The sequence below is a fragment of the Catelliglobosispora koreensis DSM 44566 genome (assembly GCF_000379685.1).
Classification (GTDB): Bacteria; Actinomycetota; Actinomycetes; order Mycobacteriales; family Micromonosporaceae; genus Catelliglobosispora; species Catelliglobosispora koreensis.
Genome location: NZ_KB903291.1, coordinates 314,387 through 329,613, shown reverse-complemented (window position 1 = coordinate 329,613; position 15,227 = coordinate 314,387). Strand labels below are relative to the sequence as shown.

Annotated in this window: 17 protein-coding genes; 5 read left to right on the top strand and 12 right to left on the bottom strand. The window is 67.3% G+C overall.

The window, feature by feature from the left end:
- Window positions 1-6 precede the first annotated feature (6 nt).
- The 3 genes from A3E1_RS0133805 to A3E1_RS0133795 are packed head-to-tail and all read left to right on the top strand — an operon-like array spanning window position 7 to window position 2,660.
- Complete coding sequence (locus A3E1_RS0133805; RefSeq protein ID WP_020525260.1) at window positions 7-240, top strand: hypothetical protein; 234 nt, start codon at window positions 7-9, stop codon at window positions 238-240.
- Window positions 237-1,454, top strand: coding sequence for a M28 family metallopeptidase (locus A3E1_RS0133800; RefSeq protein WP_020525259.1), 1,218 nt, complete (start codon window positions 237-239; stop codon window positions 1,452-1,454). The genes A3E1_RS0133805 and A3E1_RS0133800 overlap by 4 nt, the downstream gene beginning before the upstream one ends.
- Before the next feature lie 39 nt (window positions 1,455-1,493).
- Complete coding sequence (locus A3E1_RS0133795) at window positions 1,494-2,660, top strand: cysteine desulfurase-like protein (protein WP_020525258.1); 1,167 nt, start codon at window positions 1,494-1,496, stop codon at window positions 2,658-2,660.
- Here A3E1_RS0133795 and A3E1_RS0133790 read toward each other — a convergent pair.
- From A3E1_RS0133790 to A3E1_RS0133750, 9 genes are all read right to left on the bottom strand, one after another.
- The gene (locus A3E1_RS0133790) at window positions 2,657-2,989 is read right to left on the bottom strand and encodes a YnfA family protein (protein WP_020525257.1); all 333 of its coding nucleotides are present in this window, start codon (window positions 2,987-2,989) and stop codon (window positions 2,657-2,659) included. The two genes, A3E1_RS0133795 and A3E1_RS0133790, sit on opposite strands and share 4 nt — an antisense overlap.
- Before the next feature lie 90 nt (window positions 2,990-3,079).
- Complete coding sequence (locus tag A3E1_RS43520) at window positions 3,080-3,406, bottom strand: hypothetical protein (protein ID WP_020525256.1); 327 nt, start codon at window positions 3,404-3,406, stop codon at window positions 3,080-3,082.
- Window positions 3,403-3,837, bottom strand: coding sequence for a MerR family transcriptional regulator (locus A3E1_RS0133780; RefSeq protein ID WP_020525255.1), 435 nt, complete (start codon window positions 3,835-3,837; stop codon window positions 3,403-3,405). Before A3E1_RS0133780 ends, A3E1_RS43520 begins: the two co-directional genes overlap by 4 nt.
- 56 nt (window positions 3,838-3,893) lie before the next feature.
- Window positions 3,894-4,250: a hypothetical protein gene (locus A3E1_RS0133775; protein WP_020525254.1), complete on the bottom strand. Its 357-nt coding sequence runs from the start codon at window positions 4,248-4,250 to the stop codon at window positions 3,894-3,896.
- Entirely contained in the window at window positions 4,247-5,383 is a 1,137-nt protein-coding gene (locus A3E1_RS0133770; RefSeq protein WP_020525253.1) for an ArsO family NAD(P)H-dependent flavin-containing monooxygenase, read from the bottom strand. Before A3E1_RS0133770 ends, A3E1_RS0133775 begins: the two co-directional genes overlap by 4 nt.
- The gene (locus A3E1_RS0133765) at window positions 5,380-6,603 is read right to left on the bottom strand and encodes an MFS transporter (RefSeq protein ID WP_020525252.1); all 1,224 of its coding nucleotides are present in this window, start codon (window positions 6,601-6,603) and stop codon (window positions 5,380-5,382) included. The genes A3E1_RS0133770 and A3E1_RS0133765 overlap by 4 nt, the downstream gene beginning before the upstream one ends.
- Window positions 6,604-6,605: 2 nt before the next feature.
- Complete coding sequence (locus tag A3E1_RS0133760) at window positions 6,606-8,009, bottom strand: NAD(P)-binding domain-containing protein (RefSeq protein WP_020525251.1); 1,404 nt, start codon at window positions 8,007-8,009, stop codon at window positions 6,606-6,608.
- Window positions 8,010-8,121: 112 nt separating this feature from the next.
- Window positions 8,122-8,598 carry a GNAT family N-acetyltransferase gene (locus tag A3E1_RS0133755; RefSeq protein ID WP_040392690.1) on the bottom strand — a complete coding sequence of 159 codons (477 nt, stop codon included), beginning with the start codon at window positions 8,596-8,598 and terminating at the stop codon, window positions 8,122-8,124.
- Between the two features lie 8 nt (window positions 8,599-8,606).
- Window positions 8,607-8,939, bottom strand: coding sequence for an ArsR/SmtB family transcription factor (locus A3E1_RS0133750; RefSeq protein ID WP_020525249.1), 333 nt, complete (start codon window positions 8,937-8,939; stop codon window positions 8,607-8,609).
- 666 nt (window positions 8,940-9,605) lie between these two features.
- Here A3E1_RS0133750 and A3E1_RS0133745 point away from each other — a divergent pair.
- Together A3E1_RS0133745 and A3E1_RS0133740 are read left to right on the top strand one after the other, a co-directional pair.
- On the top strand, window positions 9,606-10,700 hold the full coding sequence (locus A3E1_RS0133745; protein ID WP_020525248.1) for a DUF4917 family protein: 1,095 nt from the start codon (window positions 9,606-9,608) through the stop codon (window positions 10,698-10,700).
- 98 nt (window positions 10,701-10,798) lie between these two features.
- A complete protein-coding gene (locus tag A3E1_RS0133740) occupies window positions 10,799-11,911 on the top strand; it encodes a hypothetical protein (RefSeq protein WP_020525247.1) in 1,113 nt (370 codons plus the stop codon).
- Window positions 11,912-11,998: 87 nt separating this feature from the next.
- On the opposite strand, the gene srmL is transcribed toward A3E1_RS0133740, so the two are convergent.
- The 3 genes from srmL to A3E1_RS0133725 all read right to left on the bottom strand — a co-directional run bounded on the left by srmL (window position 11,999) and on the right by A3E1_RS0133725 (window position 15,217).
- On the bottom strand, window positions 11,999-13,120 hold the full coding sequence (gene srmL, locus A3E1_RS0133735; RefSeq protein ID WP_020525246.1) for a PheS-related mystery ligase SrmL: 1,122 nt from the start codon (window positions 13,118-13,120) through the stop codon (window positions 11,999-12,001).
- Window positions 13,121-13,339: 219 nt separating this feature from the next.
- Window positions 13,340-14,290: a non-homologous end-joining DNA ligase gene (gene ligD / locus A3E1_RS0133730; protein WP_020525245.1), complete on the bottom strand. Its 951-nt coding sequence runs from the start codon at window positions 14,288-14,290 to the stop codon at window positions 13,340-13,342.
- Window positions 14,291-14,425: 135 nt separating this feature from the next.
- Entirely contained in the window at window positions 14,426-15,217 is a 792-nt protein-coding gene (locus tag A3E1_RS0133725) for a class I SAM-dependent methyltransferase (RefSeq protein ID WP_026209087.1), read from the bottom strand.
- Between the last annotated feature and the right edge of the window lie 10 nt (window positions 15,218-15,227).

Sequence of the window (15,227 nt, the reverse complement as noted above, 5' to 3'; positions counted from 1 at the left end):
ATTGTCATGACCACCACACCTACCGCCGGCGGGTTCACCGGCGAGCTCGACCAGGCGTTCGCCCCGGCTGCCGCGGGCGGCTGCTGCGGCAGCGCCCCCTCCGCCACCGCGACCGCCGAGACGCCGGCTGCGACCAGCCCGTGTTGCGGCACCGCCGCCGAAGCCACCGAGGCCGGTTCCTGCTGCGGCACCGCCGCCAAGGCCGAAGCGGTTGAGGCCGGCAAAGGCTGCTGCGGATGACCAGCCCGACCGTGGGGCCGGTTGCCACCGGCCCCACCACCCCTGACGCCGCCGGGCGCATGCACGCTGTCGTGGCCCGCCTGGCCGCCGGCGATTTCCAGGGCCGCCGGGTCGGAACTCCCGGCGGCAAGGGAGCCGCCGCATGGCTGGTCTCGCATTTGGAAAGCCTTGGCGCACAGGCGTTCACTGACTCGTTCCCGGTCCGCAATGCGGTCAAGGAACTGTCCGCGATCCCTGTGCTTCGCTGGACCACGGCATCCGGCAAGCAGAACCTTGTGCACCGTCAAGACTTCGCCGAGCATCTCGCCTCCGCCTACACACCGGGCCTGGTGACCGGCCCTATCGCTGCGCCAGATGGTGCGGTGGCAGGGGCGTGGGTGCTCGAGCCGTCCTACAACGCGGCCCGCGCCGCGGAGCTGGCTGATGTTGGTGCGGCAGGGATTGTGCTGCCCCGAGGCACCGACGACGCCGGTTTGATGCCGAAGATGATTGCCGGACCTGCCGCGTGCCCGCTGCCGGTCCTGTCGGTGCGTACGGACCTGTTCGAGGCGATGACCGCGACTGTCCACTCCGGACAGCCGTCTGAGATTGAAGGATCGGTGCCGTTGCGCACGGTCGATGTCGAGGGCGGCAACGTCCACGGCATCTTCCGCACACCAATAGAGGGCTCATTGTCGGTGCTGCTGACCGCGCATTTCGACGGCGTTGGCGACGACCCCGGAGGGGTGCGGTTTCCAGCCGCCTGCGACAACGCCTCCGGCGTCGCCGTCGTTGTCGAAACAGCACAACGGCTTCACGGTCTTCTGCCCGCCGAGGTCGGGCTGGCGGTTGCACTGCTCGACGCCGAGGAAGCCGGAGCGCACGGCTCGGCCCACCACGCCACCTATCTCGCTGCGGGGACGCTGGTCATCAATATGGACGGTGCCGCCCAACTGCATCAAGCCGCCGCCGTCGAAGCCAGCGGCCCAGCCCACAGCCTGCTCGCCGCGCTCGATCAGGCCGGACGCGAGACCGGGGTCGCGTTGCGGGGGCAGGCGATGCCGTCGGACAACCGCCGCTACGCCGCGGCAGGCTTTGCCGCTGTAGGTATCGGGATGGGCATGCCCGGCTACCAAACCCCCGCCGAAACACCGAACCGGGTCGAGGCCGCCACCCTGTTGGCCGCCGCTGACCTGATCACCGCCACCGTCTTGCACCTGTCCCGCACCGCCTGAACCGCTTCAAGCATCACCACATACCGAGGAAGAACCCTGATGAGCACGCTGCCGATCACCGCCACCCGCACCCTGTTCCCCGCCCTGGCCGACGGGACCATCCGTTTGGACGGGCCGGGCGGATCCCAGACCCCGCAACCGGTCCTTGACGCGATCGTGGACTACCTGGTCACCCGGAACGCGAACCTCGGCGGCGTGTTCACCCACAGCCAGGCCACTGCAGACCTCCTCGCCCGGACCCGCGCCAAAGCCGCCGCGTTCCTCGGCGCCGCGTCGCCGACGGAGGTGGGGTTTGGGTTCAACGCCACCGCTTTGAACTTCACTCTGTCGCGTGGCGCCACCCGCGCCTTTCAGCCCGGCGACGAGATCGTGGTGACCGCCCTGGACCACGACGCGAACATCGCCCCCTGGACCCAGGCCGCCGCCGATCTCGACCTGGTGGTGCGCAAGGTGGGTCTGAACCCGGATTCCACCCTGGACATGGCCGAACTGGCCGCGGTCATCGGGGAGCGCACCCGGATTGTGGCGTTCCCGTATGCCAGCAACGGGATCGGGACCGCGACCGATGTCGCGGCGATCGTGAAGCTCGCCCATGCGTCGGGTGCTTTGGCGTGGGCGGACTTGACCCACTACGCACCCCACGCATCTGGCAACGTCGCGCAGCTGGGGGTGGATGTGGCGATCTGCTCGTCGTACAAGTTCTTCGGCCCCCACCTCGGCCTGGCCTACGTCAAACAGTCGGTGGCGCAGTCGTGGGCGCCGCACCAGCTCCCGCACGCGGTCCACGCGCCCGGGGCGGCCAGGTTCGAGCATGGCACCCTGCCGTTCGAGTCCATCGCCGGACTGTCGGCAGCCTTGGATTATGTGGACAGCGTCGGCTGGGAGGCGATCACCGAACAGGAAACCGTGTTGGGGCAACGGTTCCTGGCCGGCATCCCGTCCGGATGGCAGCTGCACGGCCTGCCTTCGATGGTCGGCCGCACCGCCACCTTCGCCCTCACCCTGCCCGGACATCACCCGGCCGAAGTCGCGAAGCATCTTGCTGCCCACGGGATCGCGGCCAGTGCGGGACGGTTCCATGCGGGCAGCGGCTTTGATGCTCTGGGCCTGCCCGACGGGGCGCTGCGGATCGGGTTGCTGCACTACAACACCGAGGCCGAGGTGGACCGCACCCTATCGGTGCTGGCGATGCTGAGCCAGGGTTAGGTCCGGGGCACGTACATGATGACGGCGACGCCGAGGACGCAGATGGCCGCGCCGATGATGTCCCATCGGTCGGGCCGGAACTTGTCGACGATCACGCCCCAGGCCAGCGACCCGGCGACGAACACGCCGCCGTAGGCGGCCAGGATCCGGCCGAAGTGCGGGTCGGGCTGGAAGGTGGCGACGAACCCGTAGGCGCCCAGGGCGATGACTCCGGCGGCGACCAGCCACAGTCCGCGGTGTTCGCGCCAGCCCTGCCAGATCAGCCACGCGCCGCCGATCTCGAAGAGGGCGGCCACGGCGAACAGCAGGATGGAGCGGGTGATCGTCATGGCCGGGATGCTATCGCCATGATCGCCCGGCAGTCTTCTGCGCGGTGCGGGCCGCAGCCTCCATGGCTGCGGCCACACTACCGGGGACGTTCAGCACGAGCAGTTTCCGCCCGCACAGCCCGACCCTCCAGCTGCGGCGGCTTTGGCGGCCTGGCGGCGGCGATGCCACCACCACATACCCGCTGCGGCTGCGGCGAGCAGCCCGGCGACGGCCAGCAGCGTCTTCTCAAAGATTGCGGCACCGGCGCCGGTGAGGACTCCGGCGGCGATGAGCAGCGGAAGGGCGCAGCACGCGGCACACGCGAGGGCGGCCAGGGCTGCGGTGACTTTGCTGCGGGTCGGCGGCGTGTTGTCGATCTGATGCAGCAGGTGGGTGCCGGCCGGCTGTCCGGTGGGGATGGTGGGGGTGGTGGTCATCGGCGTGTGAGTCCTTCGGGTGCGGCCAGTTCGGGAAACGGCATCGGGCAGTCGGTGCAGGTGCAGTTGGTCAGGCTGTCGCAGCGGGCGGCGATCAGCCCGGTCAGCGCTTGTTTGATCGCGCCGAGGTGGGCGATCTTCTGGTCGACTTCGGCGAGTTTGGCCTCAGCTCGTTGTTGCAGGTCGCGGCTGGGATGACGGCGGCGGCCGGTGTCGAGGAGTTCGGCGACCTCGTCGAGGGTGAAGCCGAGTTTCTGGGCGGCTTTGATGATGCCCAGCAGGGTGACGGTGTCGGCGGGGTAGGCGCGGTGCCCGCCGAGGCTGCGCGCCGGTTCGGCGATCAGGCCACGGCGTTCGTAGTAGCGCAGGGTCTGGATGTTGACCCCGGCGGCTTCGGCGACTTCGCCGGTGCGCAGCATGTCTGTGCTCATACCTGAACTCCTGCAAGGGTTACGGTCACCTCGCGTACCCGGGCCGATGAGATTCATCAGCTGCCGGTGGGGGTGGCGGCGATGGTTTCGGCCCGGCCGGCCAAGGCTTCCAGCACCGCCGTGTGGGCGGCGGGGACTTCGATATCCAAGGTCAGCTGCCGGTCGGTGACCGGGGTGACGGTGAAGGTGAAAAAGGAACAGCACGCCGTTTCGCGGGCAGTCAGATCCCGCACGACCTCCTCGAGCCCGGCCGGGCCGGTCAGATGCAGCCGTGCGTGGGTGGGGGTCAGCCGGTCCAGGGTGGTCAGGCCGGTGAACAGCGTGTCGAACTCGGCCAGCCGCAACGGCCGCTCCGCAGTCGGTAGCGTGCACGCCTCGGGCTCCCAGGCCAGCGGCAGGTTCGTCATGGTCATGAACCCACGGTAAGCCTGTACCCGGGTATAGGTTGCAACCCCGATGTGACCGGCGAAACACCCTGGGAGGCAAGAAGGTCCTTGACCTGGGCGGCCATGTCCCGGGCGATCGGCCCCACCCCGATCAACGTGGCTGCGGCCGGGCCGGTCCAGTCGCCGTAGCCCAGCAGATGCAGACGGGGATCGTGGCGGTAGGCGGTGCCATCGGTGACCGGATGCCCGTCGACGCGCTGCAGATGCAGTGGTGCCAGGTGGTGTAGGGCCGGCCGGAACCCGGTCGCCCAGATGATCGCGTCGGCCGGCCAGCTGCTGCCGTCACTCCACTGTGTACCGTCGGGCGCCAGGCGGGTGAACATGGGCATGACGTGCAGCCGCCCGGCATCGCGGGCGTCGCGCACGGGCGGCACGGCCACGACGTCGCCGAGTTCGCTGATTCCCGCCGGTGCGGGCAGGCCTGCTTTCAGGGCCCGGTAGCGCTGATTGGCCAGCTGAAACAACACCCGGCCGTCCACGTCATCAGGCAGGAATCGAGGTGTCATGTGCGTCATCCACCGCACCTGCGCGGCGTGCCCGGCCAAATCGGCGGCGATCTGCGCACCAGAGTTCCCCGCCCCGACCACCGCCACCCGCATACCGGCGAAATCCTGCGGCTTTCCATAGTGGACGGTGTGCAACTGGGCCCCGGTGAATCGGCTATTGCGGGCGAGGGCGGGGATGAACGGCTGCCACCACGTGCCAGTCGCCGACACCACGATCCGTGCGGTCCAGCCACCGTCGCTGGTGTCGAGCCGGAAACCGCCTTCGGTGCGATGCACGCTCGTGACCGTGACGCCGCGGCGGATGGGTAGCTGATAGCGCTGCTCATAGCGAGTCAGGTAGTCGATGACATGGGCGGTGTCGGGGTAGCCGCCGTGCTCGGGGATGGGCATCTGCCAGCCCGGCAGCGAGGAGAACTGGGCTGGGGAGAACAGACGCAAGGATTCCCACACGTGCTGCCACGCTCCGCCCGGCGAGGTTTGGGCGTCGAGGATGGCGAAGTCCACACCGTGGCGGCGCAGGTAGAACCCGGCCGCCAGTCCGGCTTGGCCGCCGCCGATCACCACCACGTCGGCATACCGCCCGCTGCTGATCACTGGTCCAGCTTAGAAGCGGGGGTCCTGCCCGCGGCGATCAGCAAGGCTGCCGCCAGCAGACAGGCGAGCGCGACGGTGGTGATGAACACGTCCGGGACCAGCAGCGCCGCACCCAACGGTGCGGACGCTTTGGCCAGGGTGATCGGGACGGTCATGGTGGCGGCGATGGTGGCATACCGCGCCGTCCCATACCGGCCGGCCAGGATCGCCGGACGCGCGATCGTGGCCACCCCGAACCCGAGCCCGAACGCCGTCACACACGCCGCCGCCCCGGCGAGAGTCCCGGAGAGGAACGGCAGCGCGGCAGCCCCGACAGCCTGGACGATGAACACGACGGCGGTCACGGTCTGCATGCTGAACCGGCGCGACAACCCGGTGGTCACCAGACGGCCGGTCACCGACAAGATGCCCAGAAGCCCGGCCAGGGTGGCGGCGATCGCGGTGGTGTGCCCGGCGTGCTGCAGGTAGACGATCAGCAAAACGCCCATCGCCGACAGCGCCGCGCCGTGCACGACAAACGCGACAGTCAGCAGCCAGAAACTCTTGTCCCGCAGCGCCTCCCGCACCGGCATGCCCGTGCGGGAAGCGGCGGTGTGATGGTGGCGGGCCCGGCCAGGGACCACCAGGAGATGGCCGGGGACGGTGATGACGGCGAGCATCCCGGCCAGGATCAGCAGCGTGGTGCGCCAGCCGTACTGCTCGAGCAGCAGTCCGGTCAGCGGGAAGAAGATGCTGCTGGCGAACCCAGCCACGATCGTCACCGCGAGCAGGGCATTGTTGCGGCGGGCCGGTTCGACCGTGGCGACCAGGACGGGGAACGCCGCCTCGTACAGCACCGACGCTGACGCGACACCGAGAACGGCGAATACCGCGTACAGCTGCCACAGACTGTCCACTCGCGACCATAAGACGACCGCAACGACTGCGAGGGTCGAGCCGGTGGCCATCAGTGCCCGGCCGCCGTGGCGGTCCAGCCACCGCCCGACCGGGATCGACGCCCCGGCAGCGAACACGACAGCGGTGGTGAACGCGCCGGTCACCGCAGCGGTGGAGGCGTGCAGGTCGACGGCGATCGGGGCGAGCAGGACGGAGAAGGCGTAGAACATGACGCCGTAGCCGACGGTCTGGGTGACGGCTAAGACCGCGATCAGGACGCGGTGACGTGGCGGGCCGCCACCCACAGTTGGGGTGGCGGCCGGTATGGACAGTGTGGTCGTCATGTCTAGCCGCAGCTGGAGCCGCAGCCGCCACCAGTCTGCTCGGCGGGAGCGCCGACGGTGACCAGCGGGACGGTCAGCAGACCGCCGGCGACACCGGTGGCCAGACCGCGCTTGGCATCGGCCGCCGGGGCGGGAGTGCCGCAGCATCCCGACTCCTCAGCTGCGGCGGGTGCGGCGTTGACGTTGTTGGTCGAGCAGACACCGGTCTCCGGCAGGTCGAGCTCGACCGCCGCCGCAGCCTGCAGGTCACCGGCCAAAGCGGCGACCACGGAACGGGCCTGCTCGAACCCGGTCGCGAGCAGGAATGTGGGTGCGCGGCCGTAGGACTTGGCGCCCACGACGTAGAAACCGTCCTCGGGGTGCCCGAGCTCAAGGTAGCCGTGCGGGGGCACGGTGCCGCAGGAGTGCTGGTTCGGGTCGATCAACGGTGCCAGGGCGCGGGTGGAGCCGAGGATCGGGTCCAAGTCCAGGCGCAGCTCGGTGCTGGCGCTGTAGTCGGGGCGGGCGCCGGTCGAGTTGACGATCACCTGCGCGCCGACGGTGCGGCCATCGGCCGACACGAGGCCGTCTGCGGTGATCTCGTGGATGAAGAATCCGGTGTGGACGGTCACCTTTCCGCTGTCGACCAGGTCTTTGACGCGGGTGCCGATCGACCCACGAGCCGGCAGGGCGTCGGCTGCGCCGCCGCCGTACGAGCGCGACGGGTCCGCCGAGCGCAGCAGCCAGTGCACCTGCGTGCCCGGCAGCTCTGCCAGGGCGAGGAGGGTGCCGGTCGCGGAATGCCCGGCGCCGACCACGGCGACCGTCTTGCCTTCGAACTTCTCCCGCAGCGTCCCGGCCGCGTCAGGCATACCGGCGAACACCCGGCCAGCGGCCACCGCGCCGGTCTCACCGTGGGCGGCAAGACCGTTGCCGCCGAGGGGGTTGGGGCTGCGCCACGTGCCGGACGCGTCGACGATCGCGCGGGCCAGCAGCTCGGATCCGTCCGAGAGACGGATCAGGAACGGGGCGGCGTCGCGGCCGGCGGTGCGGACCTTGTCGAAACCCTGCCGGGCGATCGCCTCCACCTTCACCCCGAGCTTGAGGTTCGGCGCAATGGCCGGGTGCGCGGCGAGGGGCTCGAGGTAGTCGTTGATGAGCTCGCCGCCGGTGGGCAGCCATGCCGGGTCCGGAGCCGTCCAGCCGGTCGGCTCAAGTAGCGCGCGGGCGGCCGGGTCGGTGTTGTACCGCCACGGCGAGAACAGCCGCACATGTGCCCACTCGCGGATCGACGCGGCGATCTGCTCGCCCGCTTCGACGATCACGAACGGGACGTTGCGGGTGGCCAGCTGGGCAGCGGCGGCCAGGCCGACCGGGCCTGCGCCGATCACCACGACTGGCAGGGTGTCAACCGGGGTGGTGCTCATGATGACTGCTCCTTGACTCCCGGCCAACCGGGCTGCTTAGAAGTTTCTCGAACCAGTGTTTAGATTGCCGCCTAGTTAGGCATCTGTCAAATCAAAGTTTGGGTGGTGCCCGTCACTCGATGCCGGTGACCGTGCTGCGGCGCTCGATCGCGACCACATCACGCCAGACTCCGCGCAGCTTGCCCGGCCGGTGCCGCACTCCGACGGTCCGGAAGCCGTGCTTGGCGTGCAGCGCGAGACTGGCTGTGTTCTCCGGGAACACTCCCGACTGGATCGTCCAGATCCCCGCCGCTTCGGTCGAGGCGATCAGCGCTTCGAGGAGCGCAGAGCCGACGCCCTGACCGTGCGCGTGGGGATGGACGTAGACGCTGTGTTCCGCGACCCCGGCATATGCCGGTCGGGCCGACACCTGTGACACCGCCGCCCAGCCCAGCACCGTGCCGTCGTGCTCGGCGACCCAGCGGTGATCCGGCAGCCGGGCTGCGTCGAACCGCTCCCAGCCAGGTGTCTCGGTCTCGAAGGTGGCCATGCCACCCGCGATTCCCGCGGCGAAGATGTCCAGCACCGCTTGCGCGTCGGCGGTGGTCATCGGCCGGATCAGCACGGGACCTCCCCAGGTGCGGCAACCGGGCGGCCCATCACCACGTCGGCCGCGGTAGGAAAGCAGGTCAGACAGTTCTCATTGATCCGGTACAGGTTGGCGTTACCGTCCGGTTCGACCAGCACGAACCGCACCTCGGCCAGGATCTTCAAATGGTGCGACACCGTCGACTGCGCCGTGCCCACCGCCGCCACAATCTGCCCCACACTCATCGGCTCACGACGGCGCGCCAGCAACTCGGCGATCTGCACCCGCGTCGGATCCGCAAGCGCCCTGAACCAGGACGCGTATCGCTGCGCCGCCTCGCGATCCAGCAGAACCTCAGACATCTCGCGCGCACCCTTCGGCCAACATCATCGCTAATCGACGATACACGATGATGTTGAAAGTTTGTCAACCCCGCTGATGCGCTTAACGACGGGTTGGGGGCCCAAATGTCCGGAATGAAGCTGTCCAATGTGGAAACTACCGTGCCATGTTGATCCACTAGAGTGGGCAAAACGGGTCGAAAAGGGTGGAGTTTCATGCCTGTTTCAACCTATTTTGAAGATCCTTTAGCGTTTGAACCGGATCTCACTGGGTTTCAGGCCACATCGGACGTCCAAATAGTATTCCGCGAACATCGATAGAAGATGCGCTCTGACCTGGCAAAATATTCGCTCATAGATATCTTGAAAATGTGTCCTGATGCTCGCTCGGCTCATAACCCAGAGGTCGCAGGTTCAAATCCTGTCCCCGCTACAAAGAAATTGCAGGTCAAGGGCACTTATCCATTCACTTGGGTAAGTGCCCTTGATCGTCAGTGGGGTGTCAGCGGGGTATCCATTGCCACCTATGTTCCGCATTTGATGCGCCATTGAGTGAAGTGTCTCGATCTCTTCGGAAACTTTGTGTTGTCTTCTCCGAGCTGGAGTTGGCATCGCTGTCAATCCCTTGGGATTTCTTCGCGACGCCACATATCGGCGAGCATCGGTGGTGCAGGTCGCGCTTGCGTCATGATCTTTACCACGGATGATCGTCTGTGGGGTGACCAGGCTGAGGTTTCCGGCGTTGAGCACGCTGGCGATGACCGGCCTGATCGGGGGATGGGGATGGCAAGCGTGGAGCGGCTCCGTGATTGGCCGGAGATCGCAGGGCAGGGCTGGGGATCGTTACTGCTCGGCAACGGCTTCTCGATGAACATCTCCAGTGGGTTCGGCTACCGCCGACTGTTCGATGGGGCCGAATTAAGCGAGACTGCCAAGCGGCTGTTCGACCTCTACGACACCACGAACTTCGAGTTGGTGCTGGAGCGGATGCTCGACGCCCAGCAGATCAGCGCTGCGTTTGGGTTCCCGGAATCCGGCCTTAAGCGGATGGCTGCTGAGCATGACGGAATCCGCGAGGCATTGTTTGCTGCGGTGAACGACACGCACGTGCGGCACGGTGCCCTCTCGCAGGAGGTGCTGCAGGCCGTAGCGGGGCACCTGCGAAGTTACAGTCGGGTATTCACCACCAACTATGACTTGATCCCCTATTGGGCGATCATGTCGCGTCGTGCCGAGTTCCGCGACATGATGATGCCCAGCGACGGGGAGCTGCTATTTGATCCGGCAACGGCGTTGTGGTCTGGGGACCGGACACAGTTGCTCTACCTGCACGGCGCGCTGCACCTGTGGCGGGACGACTGGGCCGGCGTGACGGGGAAGTGGACCGCGACGGTCACCGGCCTGCTCGATCTGAAGGATCGCTACGAGGAGCACCCGAGCCGAGAACCGCTGCTGGTCAGCGAAGGCACCGCGAAAGATAAGTACGCGGTCATCCAGCGCAGCCGCTATTTGTGGTTCGCACTGCAAGAGCTGACCCGTGATACCGCTCCCCTGGTGATCGTTGGGTCCAGCTTCGGCGAGAACGACACACACATCGTCGAGGCCATCAAAGCCGGGGGCGCCCCGAGGAGCATCGCGATCGGCATCCACGTCGGGCGTGCCACGCCAGTGCAGATCGCCAGCCGACTGGGGGTTCTCCGAGAGCGGTTCGAGGGGAACAACGTGGTCTTCTTCGACGTCGCGACCCACCCGCTGGGTGATCCCCAGCTCAACGTCGCATGAAGGGGGCGCCCGATAATCGGTAGCCGGGACATCTCCGCCCCGGATAGCGTTATACCCCGTGTTTACACGTATGACCTATCTGGTCCGGTGGTGACCAGATGTTCACCGAGAACTGGCCGCTGACCCATGACCCACAGCTTCCTGCGCGATGGGTGCTGGGCGACAGCCCGCGTCCGATCGTGGCCTATCTGGACCAGTGGTGCTACGACCACCTGGCCCGGGACCGGGCGGGCTCCCCGATGGAAGCCAGCGAGGCCGGGACGTTTCAGATCCTGCGGGACATGGCATTGGCCGGCAAGGTGATCTTCGCTCTCTCCGAAGCCCACTACCGGGAGAACTGGCAGCGCGATAACGCCGACGGCCGCTGGGACACAGCGGTGGCGATGGCGGAACTCACCGGGTTCCACACGCTGCGGACCAAGAACCTCGACGTGTGGGATGCCTCGGTGGGAGCGGTGGAGTTCCTCGGCCTGCCGGTGACGCTGGAGAAACCCGAGCCGCTCGGGTGGGGTCTCAAGCACTGCCTGACCGGCGTGCACGGGCAGGCGTTCATCCTCGACAAGGCGACCGGCGCACCAGCGCTGTGGGACACGTCGCTGCCCGCCGAGCTGCGAGCCCAGCTGGAAGAGCTGGAGGCCAACGTTCCCTACCGGCTGGAGCTAGGCGTACTCGCCTTGCGCGACCCGCGTATGGAGCCGGTCTTCGCCCCGCAGGTGTCCATTGCCGACGGCAAGGGTGCCCAGTTCGCCGCGTTGGAGGTGTCGATCCGCGCGGCGATCGACCAGCAAGGCCGGACGTCGAAGGCGGTGCGCAACGCGATTGAGTACCTTGCGTTCACGGATTCGATCAAGCTATTCGATCCAGTCCTGCGGGCGCTTGGAAAGGACCCGAACACGGTCGTCACCGCGATCGCCGACGGCGTCGTGAACGGCGAGAACCCGGCGATGCACAGGCTGCTGGATGCCATGCCGATCCAGGGGGCCTTCACCGAGCTGCGCGTGCAGACCCACCTGCAGGCGGACCGGAAGCCGAAGAACTCGGACCTGCTGGATTTCTTCGCCCTGGCAACGGCGCTTCCGTTCGTCGACTACTTCGTCAGCGACAGGAAGACCTTCAACCTGGCGACCAGCGCCAAGCTCAACAGCCGGGGTGGCGGAAAGGTCATCCCCACGCTCCGGGACCTCTGTGATGAGCTGCTCGCGTTGGCTTAAGGCCTCCGCATTGACCTAGCCCCTGGCTCGCGGCCCGGCATGACCTCCGGGCAGCGAGCCAGGGGACAGGACCTCTCCGTTCTCCAGCTAGGCGGCGGGTGAGCCGCTGCGAGACACCGCCCATTCCTGGTGGGAGCCCTCATGAAGCCCCGCATACACGCGGTCGCGGATCCGGTTGGCGTAGGCCGCGGTGAGGGTTCTAGTGGGATGGCGGATAGTGAGCCGTAGAAGAACGTTGGTCTGGCCGGGGCTAATGCCCATACGTGCGATCGCTCCGGGCGGGAGCTGCTCGTAGGGGGTCTGCGACAACACCGACAAGTCCTCGATGTTGTCGGCATCGTCTGCCAGAAGGATACGAACTTGGTCGCCGGCCAGTTCGACATCGAGGTGCCCGTAGACGGCGATCGAGATATCGCGCCGGGTGGCGGGCATCGGGGAGATCGGCTGGTACAGGTCCAGATCGTTCATCTGGGAGGCGACACGGGGATCGGCGCTGCGCAGCAGCCGGATATCGGGGATCTGTTTGGCGAGCATCAGCAGGCGGTCGGCTCCCAGTCCCATCGCCAGCCCGCTGGCGGTGGGCGGCAACCCGGCGTCGGCGAGCAGCTGTGGGTGGGCGAGGCCGCACTCGCCGATCTCCACCGCCGAGCCGCCGTCGCTGACATAGATCTCGCGCCCGGCGACGGTATAGGGGTGAGTGGAGGGCACGGTCCACCATCGCCTTCCGGGCAATGTCGCCTGGACCACGGTGGCGACCATTTCCTCAAGATCTTGTTCGGTGAGCTGAGCGGTGGGGGAGACCCGCCACAGGTCGAGCTGATGGGGCTCGCCGGTGTGCTGGGCGTCGATGCTGTCGCGCCGGTAGCAGATGCCCGGCACGGACCAGACGACATCGGTGCTGGATTGGGCGAGCAGTGCGGGTATGGCTGCGGTGGTGTGGGATCGCAGCATGCGAGTGTCGTCTATGTAGCGGGTGTAGCGGCTGTCCCTGGTGAGGGCGGCGGGGTCGTAGCGGAGCCGGTCGTAGTTGTCGCGTATGGGCACGATGCGGGCGCCCGGCGAGCGGTGGGCGGGGATGGCCCATGCGTGGGCGAGCGCTGCCTCGGCCTTGGAAACGATGTGCTGCATGGCGTGAATGCCTTGGGCTGGATCGGTGAGGTCTCGCAGTGCCAGGGCTGCGTCTAGCTGCTGTGCGGTGATCGTGGGCATGGCTGACTCCTTGGGCTGGGTGCGGAAAAGAAAGATCCCCGGCTCGAAAGTGCCGGGGACGTCTCGCACCTGGAAGGTGTCAGCGCGGCGGATTACGCCATGCCGGGAGTGCCCGCGGCCGGTCGGCCGGGGCGGCGAAATCGTACTGCTGCAGATCCCACACGACGAGTGTGGCATCGCAGGGGAAAGCCTGGCCACCGGATATGGGGCGGTGCCTTGCTAGCCGAGGTGCACCGTGACGTCGTTGGGCTGCTTGTCGGGTCTGAGCCCTCGCCAGCTGGGGTGGCGCATGGTGCCTTCCGGGGTCCAGGTGCGGAATTGGACCTCACCGACCAGGGTCGGGCTGGTCCAGTGTGCGCCCCGGGCGTACATCGTCGGCACAGGCCGCCCGGTTGCCGGAGAGACCGTTGTCTCGATCGCGGTGAGTTGCAGCTGGAGGGCTCGGAGTGCGGATTGGGTGAAGCCGGTGCCGACCGCGCCGATGAAGCTGAGCGCGCCGCTGCTGTCGTGCGCGGCGAGCAGCAGTGAGCCGATGGTGCCGGCGCGGGTGCCTTCGCCGGGCCGCCAGCCGATGACGATGCCTTCCTGGGTGTTGTTGATCGGGACTTTGATCCAGTTACGTGATCTGGCGCCTGGCTGGTAGGTGGAGGTGAGGGTCTTGGCGATGATCCCTTCCAGGCCATGCTGTCGGGCCGTCTCGAGGACCGCTTGGCCGGGTCCGTCAAAGCGCGGGCTCAGGTGCATCGGACCGACGCCGAGGGCGAGCGACTCGAGTGCTTCTCTGCGGTGCTGGTAGGTCCAGCCGAGAGTCGGCTTCCCGTCGAGGGTCAGCAGATCGAAGCAGTAGAACAAGATCGGCACCCTGGTCAGCAGCGCAGGTGTCGGGGTCTTGACGTGCATTCGCTGCTGCAGAAGGGAAAACGACGGTGCGCCCGAGGCGTCGAGTGCCACGATCTCGCCGTCGAGCACGACAGACCGGTGCTGCAATTGCCGGGGCAGCTCCGTCAGTTCCGGGTAGGAGGCGGTGAAGTCGAGACTGTTGCGGGAGATGGCCTGAACCAGGTCGCTGTCCATGCCGATGATCGCGCGCACGCCGTCCCACTTGAACTCATAGGCCCATTGCGGCCCCTCGGGAAGCGGGGCCAGCGTCGCCAGCATCGGCGCAACCATGCCTGGGAGCCTACGGGCGCTCACCTACTGATCATTAAAGCCGCAGTCGGCTCGTGAGACCGGAACGTCGAAACCCCTGATGTGGGTTGTGAGCTGTGACGCCTGCTTGTGGGCGTTGTGCTGCCTGGTGTCCGGTTAACTGTGGCCGGTCCGCGGCGCGAGGTAGACCGCGGTGACGCACGGGTCCTGGACGAGCCCGCCAAACCGGTCGCGGACGATGGCCTCAAGCCCATCGAGGAAGCGCGAACGCCGCTCGGCATCGAGGTTGATGATGTTGGAGAACGTCGACCACAACTCGCGCGCGCGTTGTGGGGTCAACGGGTTGTCCCAGCTCAGGAACTTGGTTTCGACGGGGCCGAACCATCCACCGGCTTCTAGATCTCGCGTCCACGATTCGGGCTGGAGCCGGTCGGGCAGGCCGCCGCTGGGGCGTTTGAGATCAGGCAGGACGTCGGCGTAGAGCTGGTCGAGGGCGTCTCTGAACGCCGTCGGTTTAAAAGGATCTTGAAAGACATTCCACCAGATGCACAGCCAGCCGCCGGGCGGAATGAGCCGGGCAAGCTCGGGCATGGACCTGCCGAGATTCACCCAGTGAAACGACGTCGCCGCAACGGCCAGGTCGAATGGGCCGGTCAGGTCGGCGTCCTCGAAGTCGGCCACGATGACCTCAAGCCGCTCGGTGGGAAACCGTTGGGACAGAACGGCTGCCAGCTGCTCGCCGGGTTCCACGGCCGTCACGTGCGCGCCTTCGGCGAGGAGTCTTTGGCTGGCTTGCCCGGTGCCGGGCCCTATCTCCAGCACGCGGGCTCCGGCAGCCAGCCCGCAACGCTCGGCCAGTAGTGCATACAACTCGTCTGGGTAGCCGGGACGGGCGTCGGTGTAGGTTGCCGGGTCGTTGTTGAACGCCATGCGTGATTGCTGGGTCACCACGGGACCG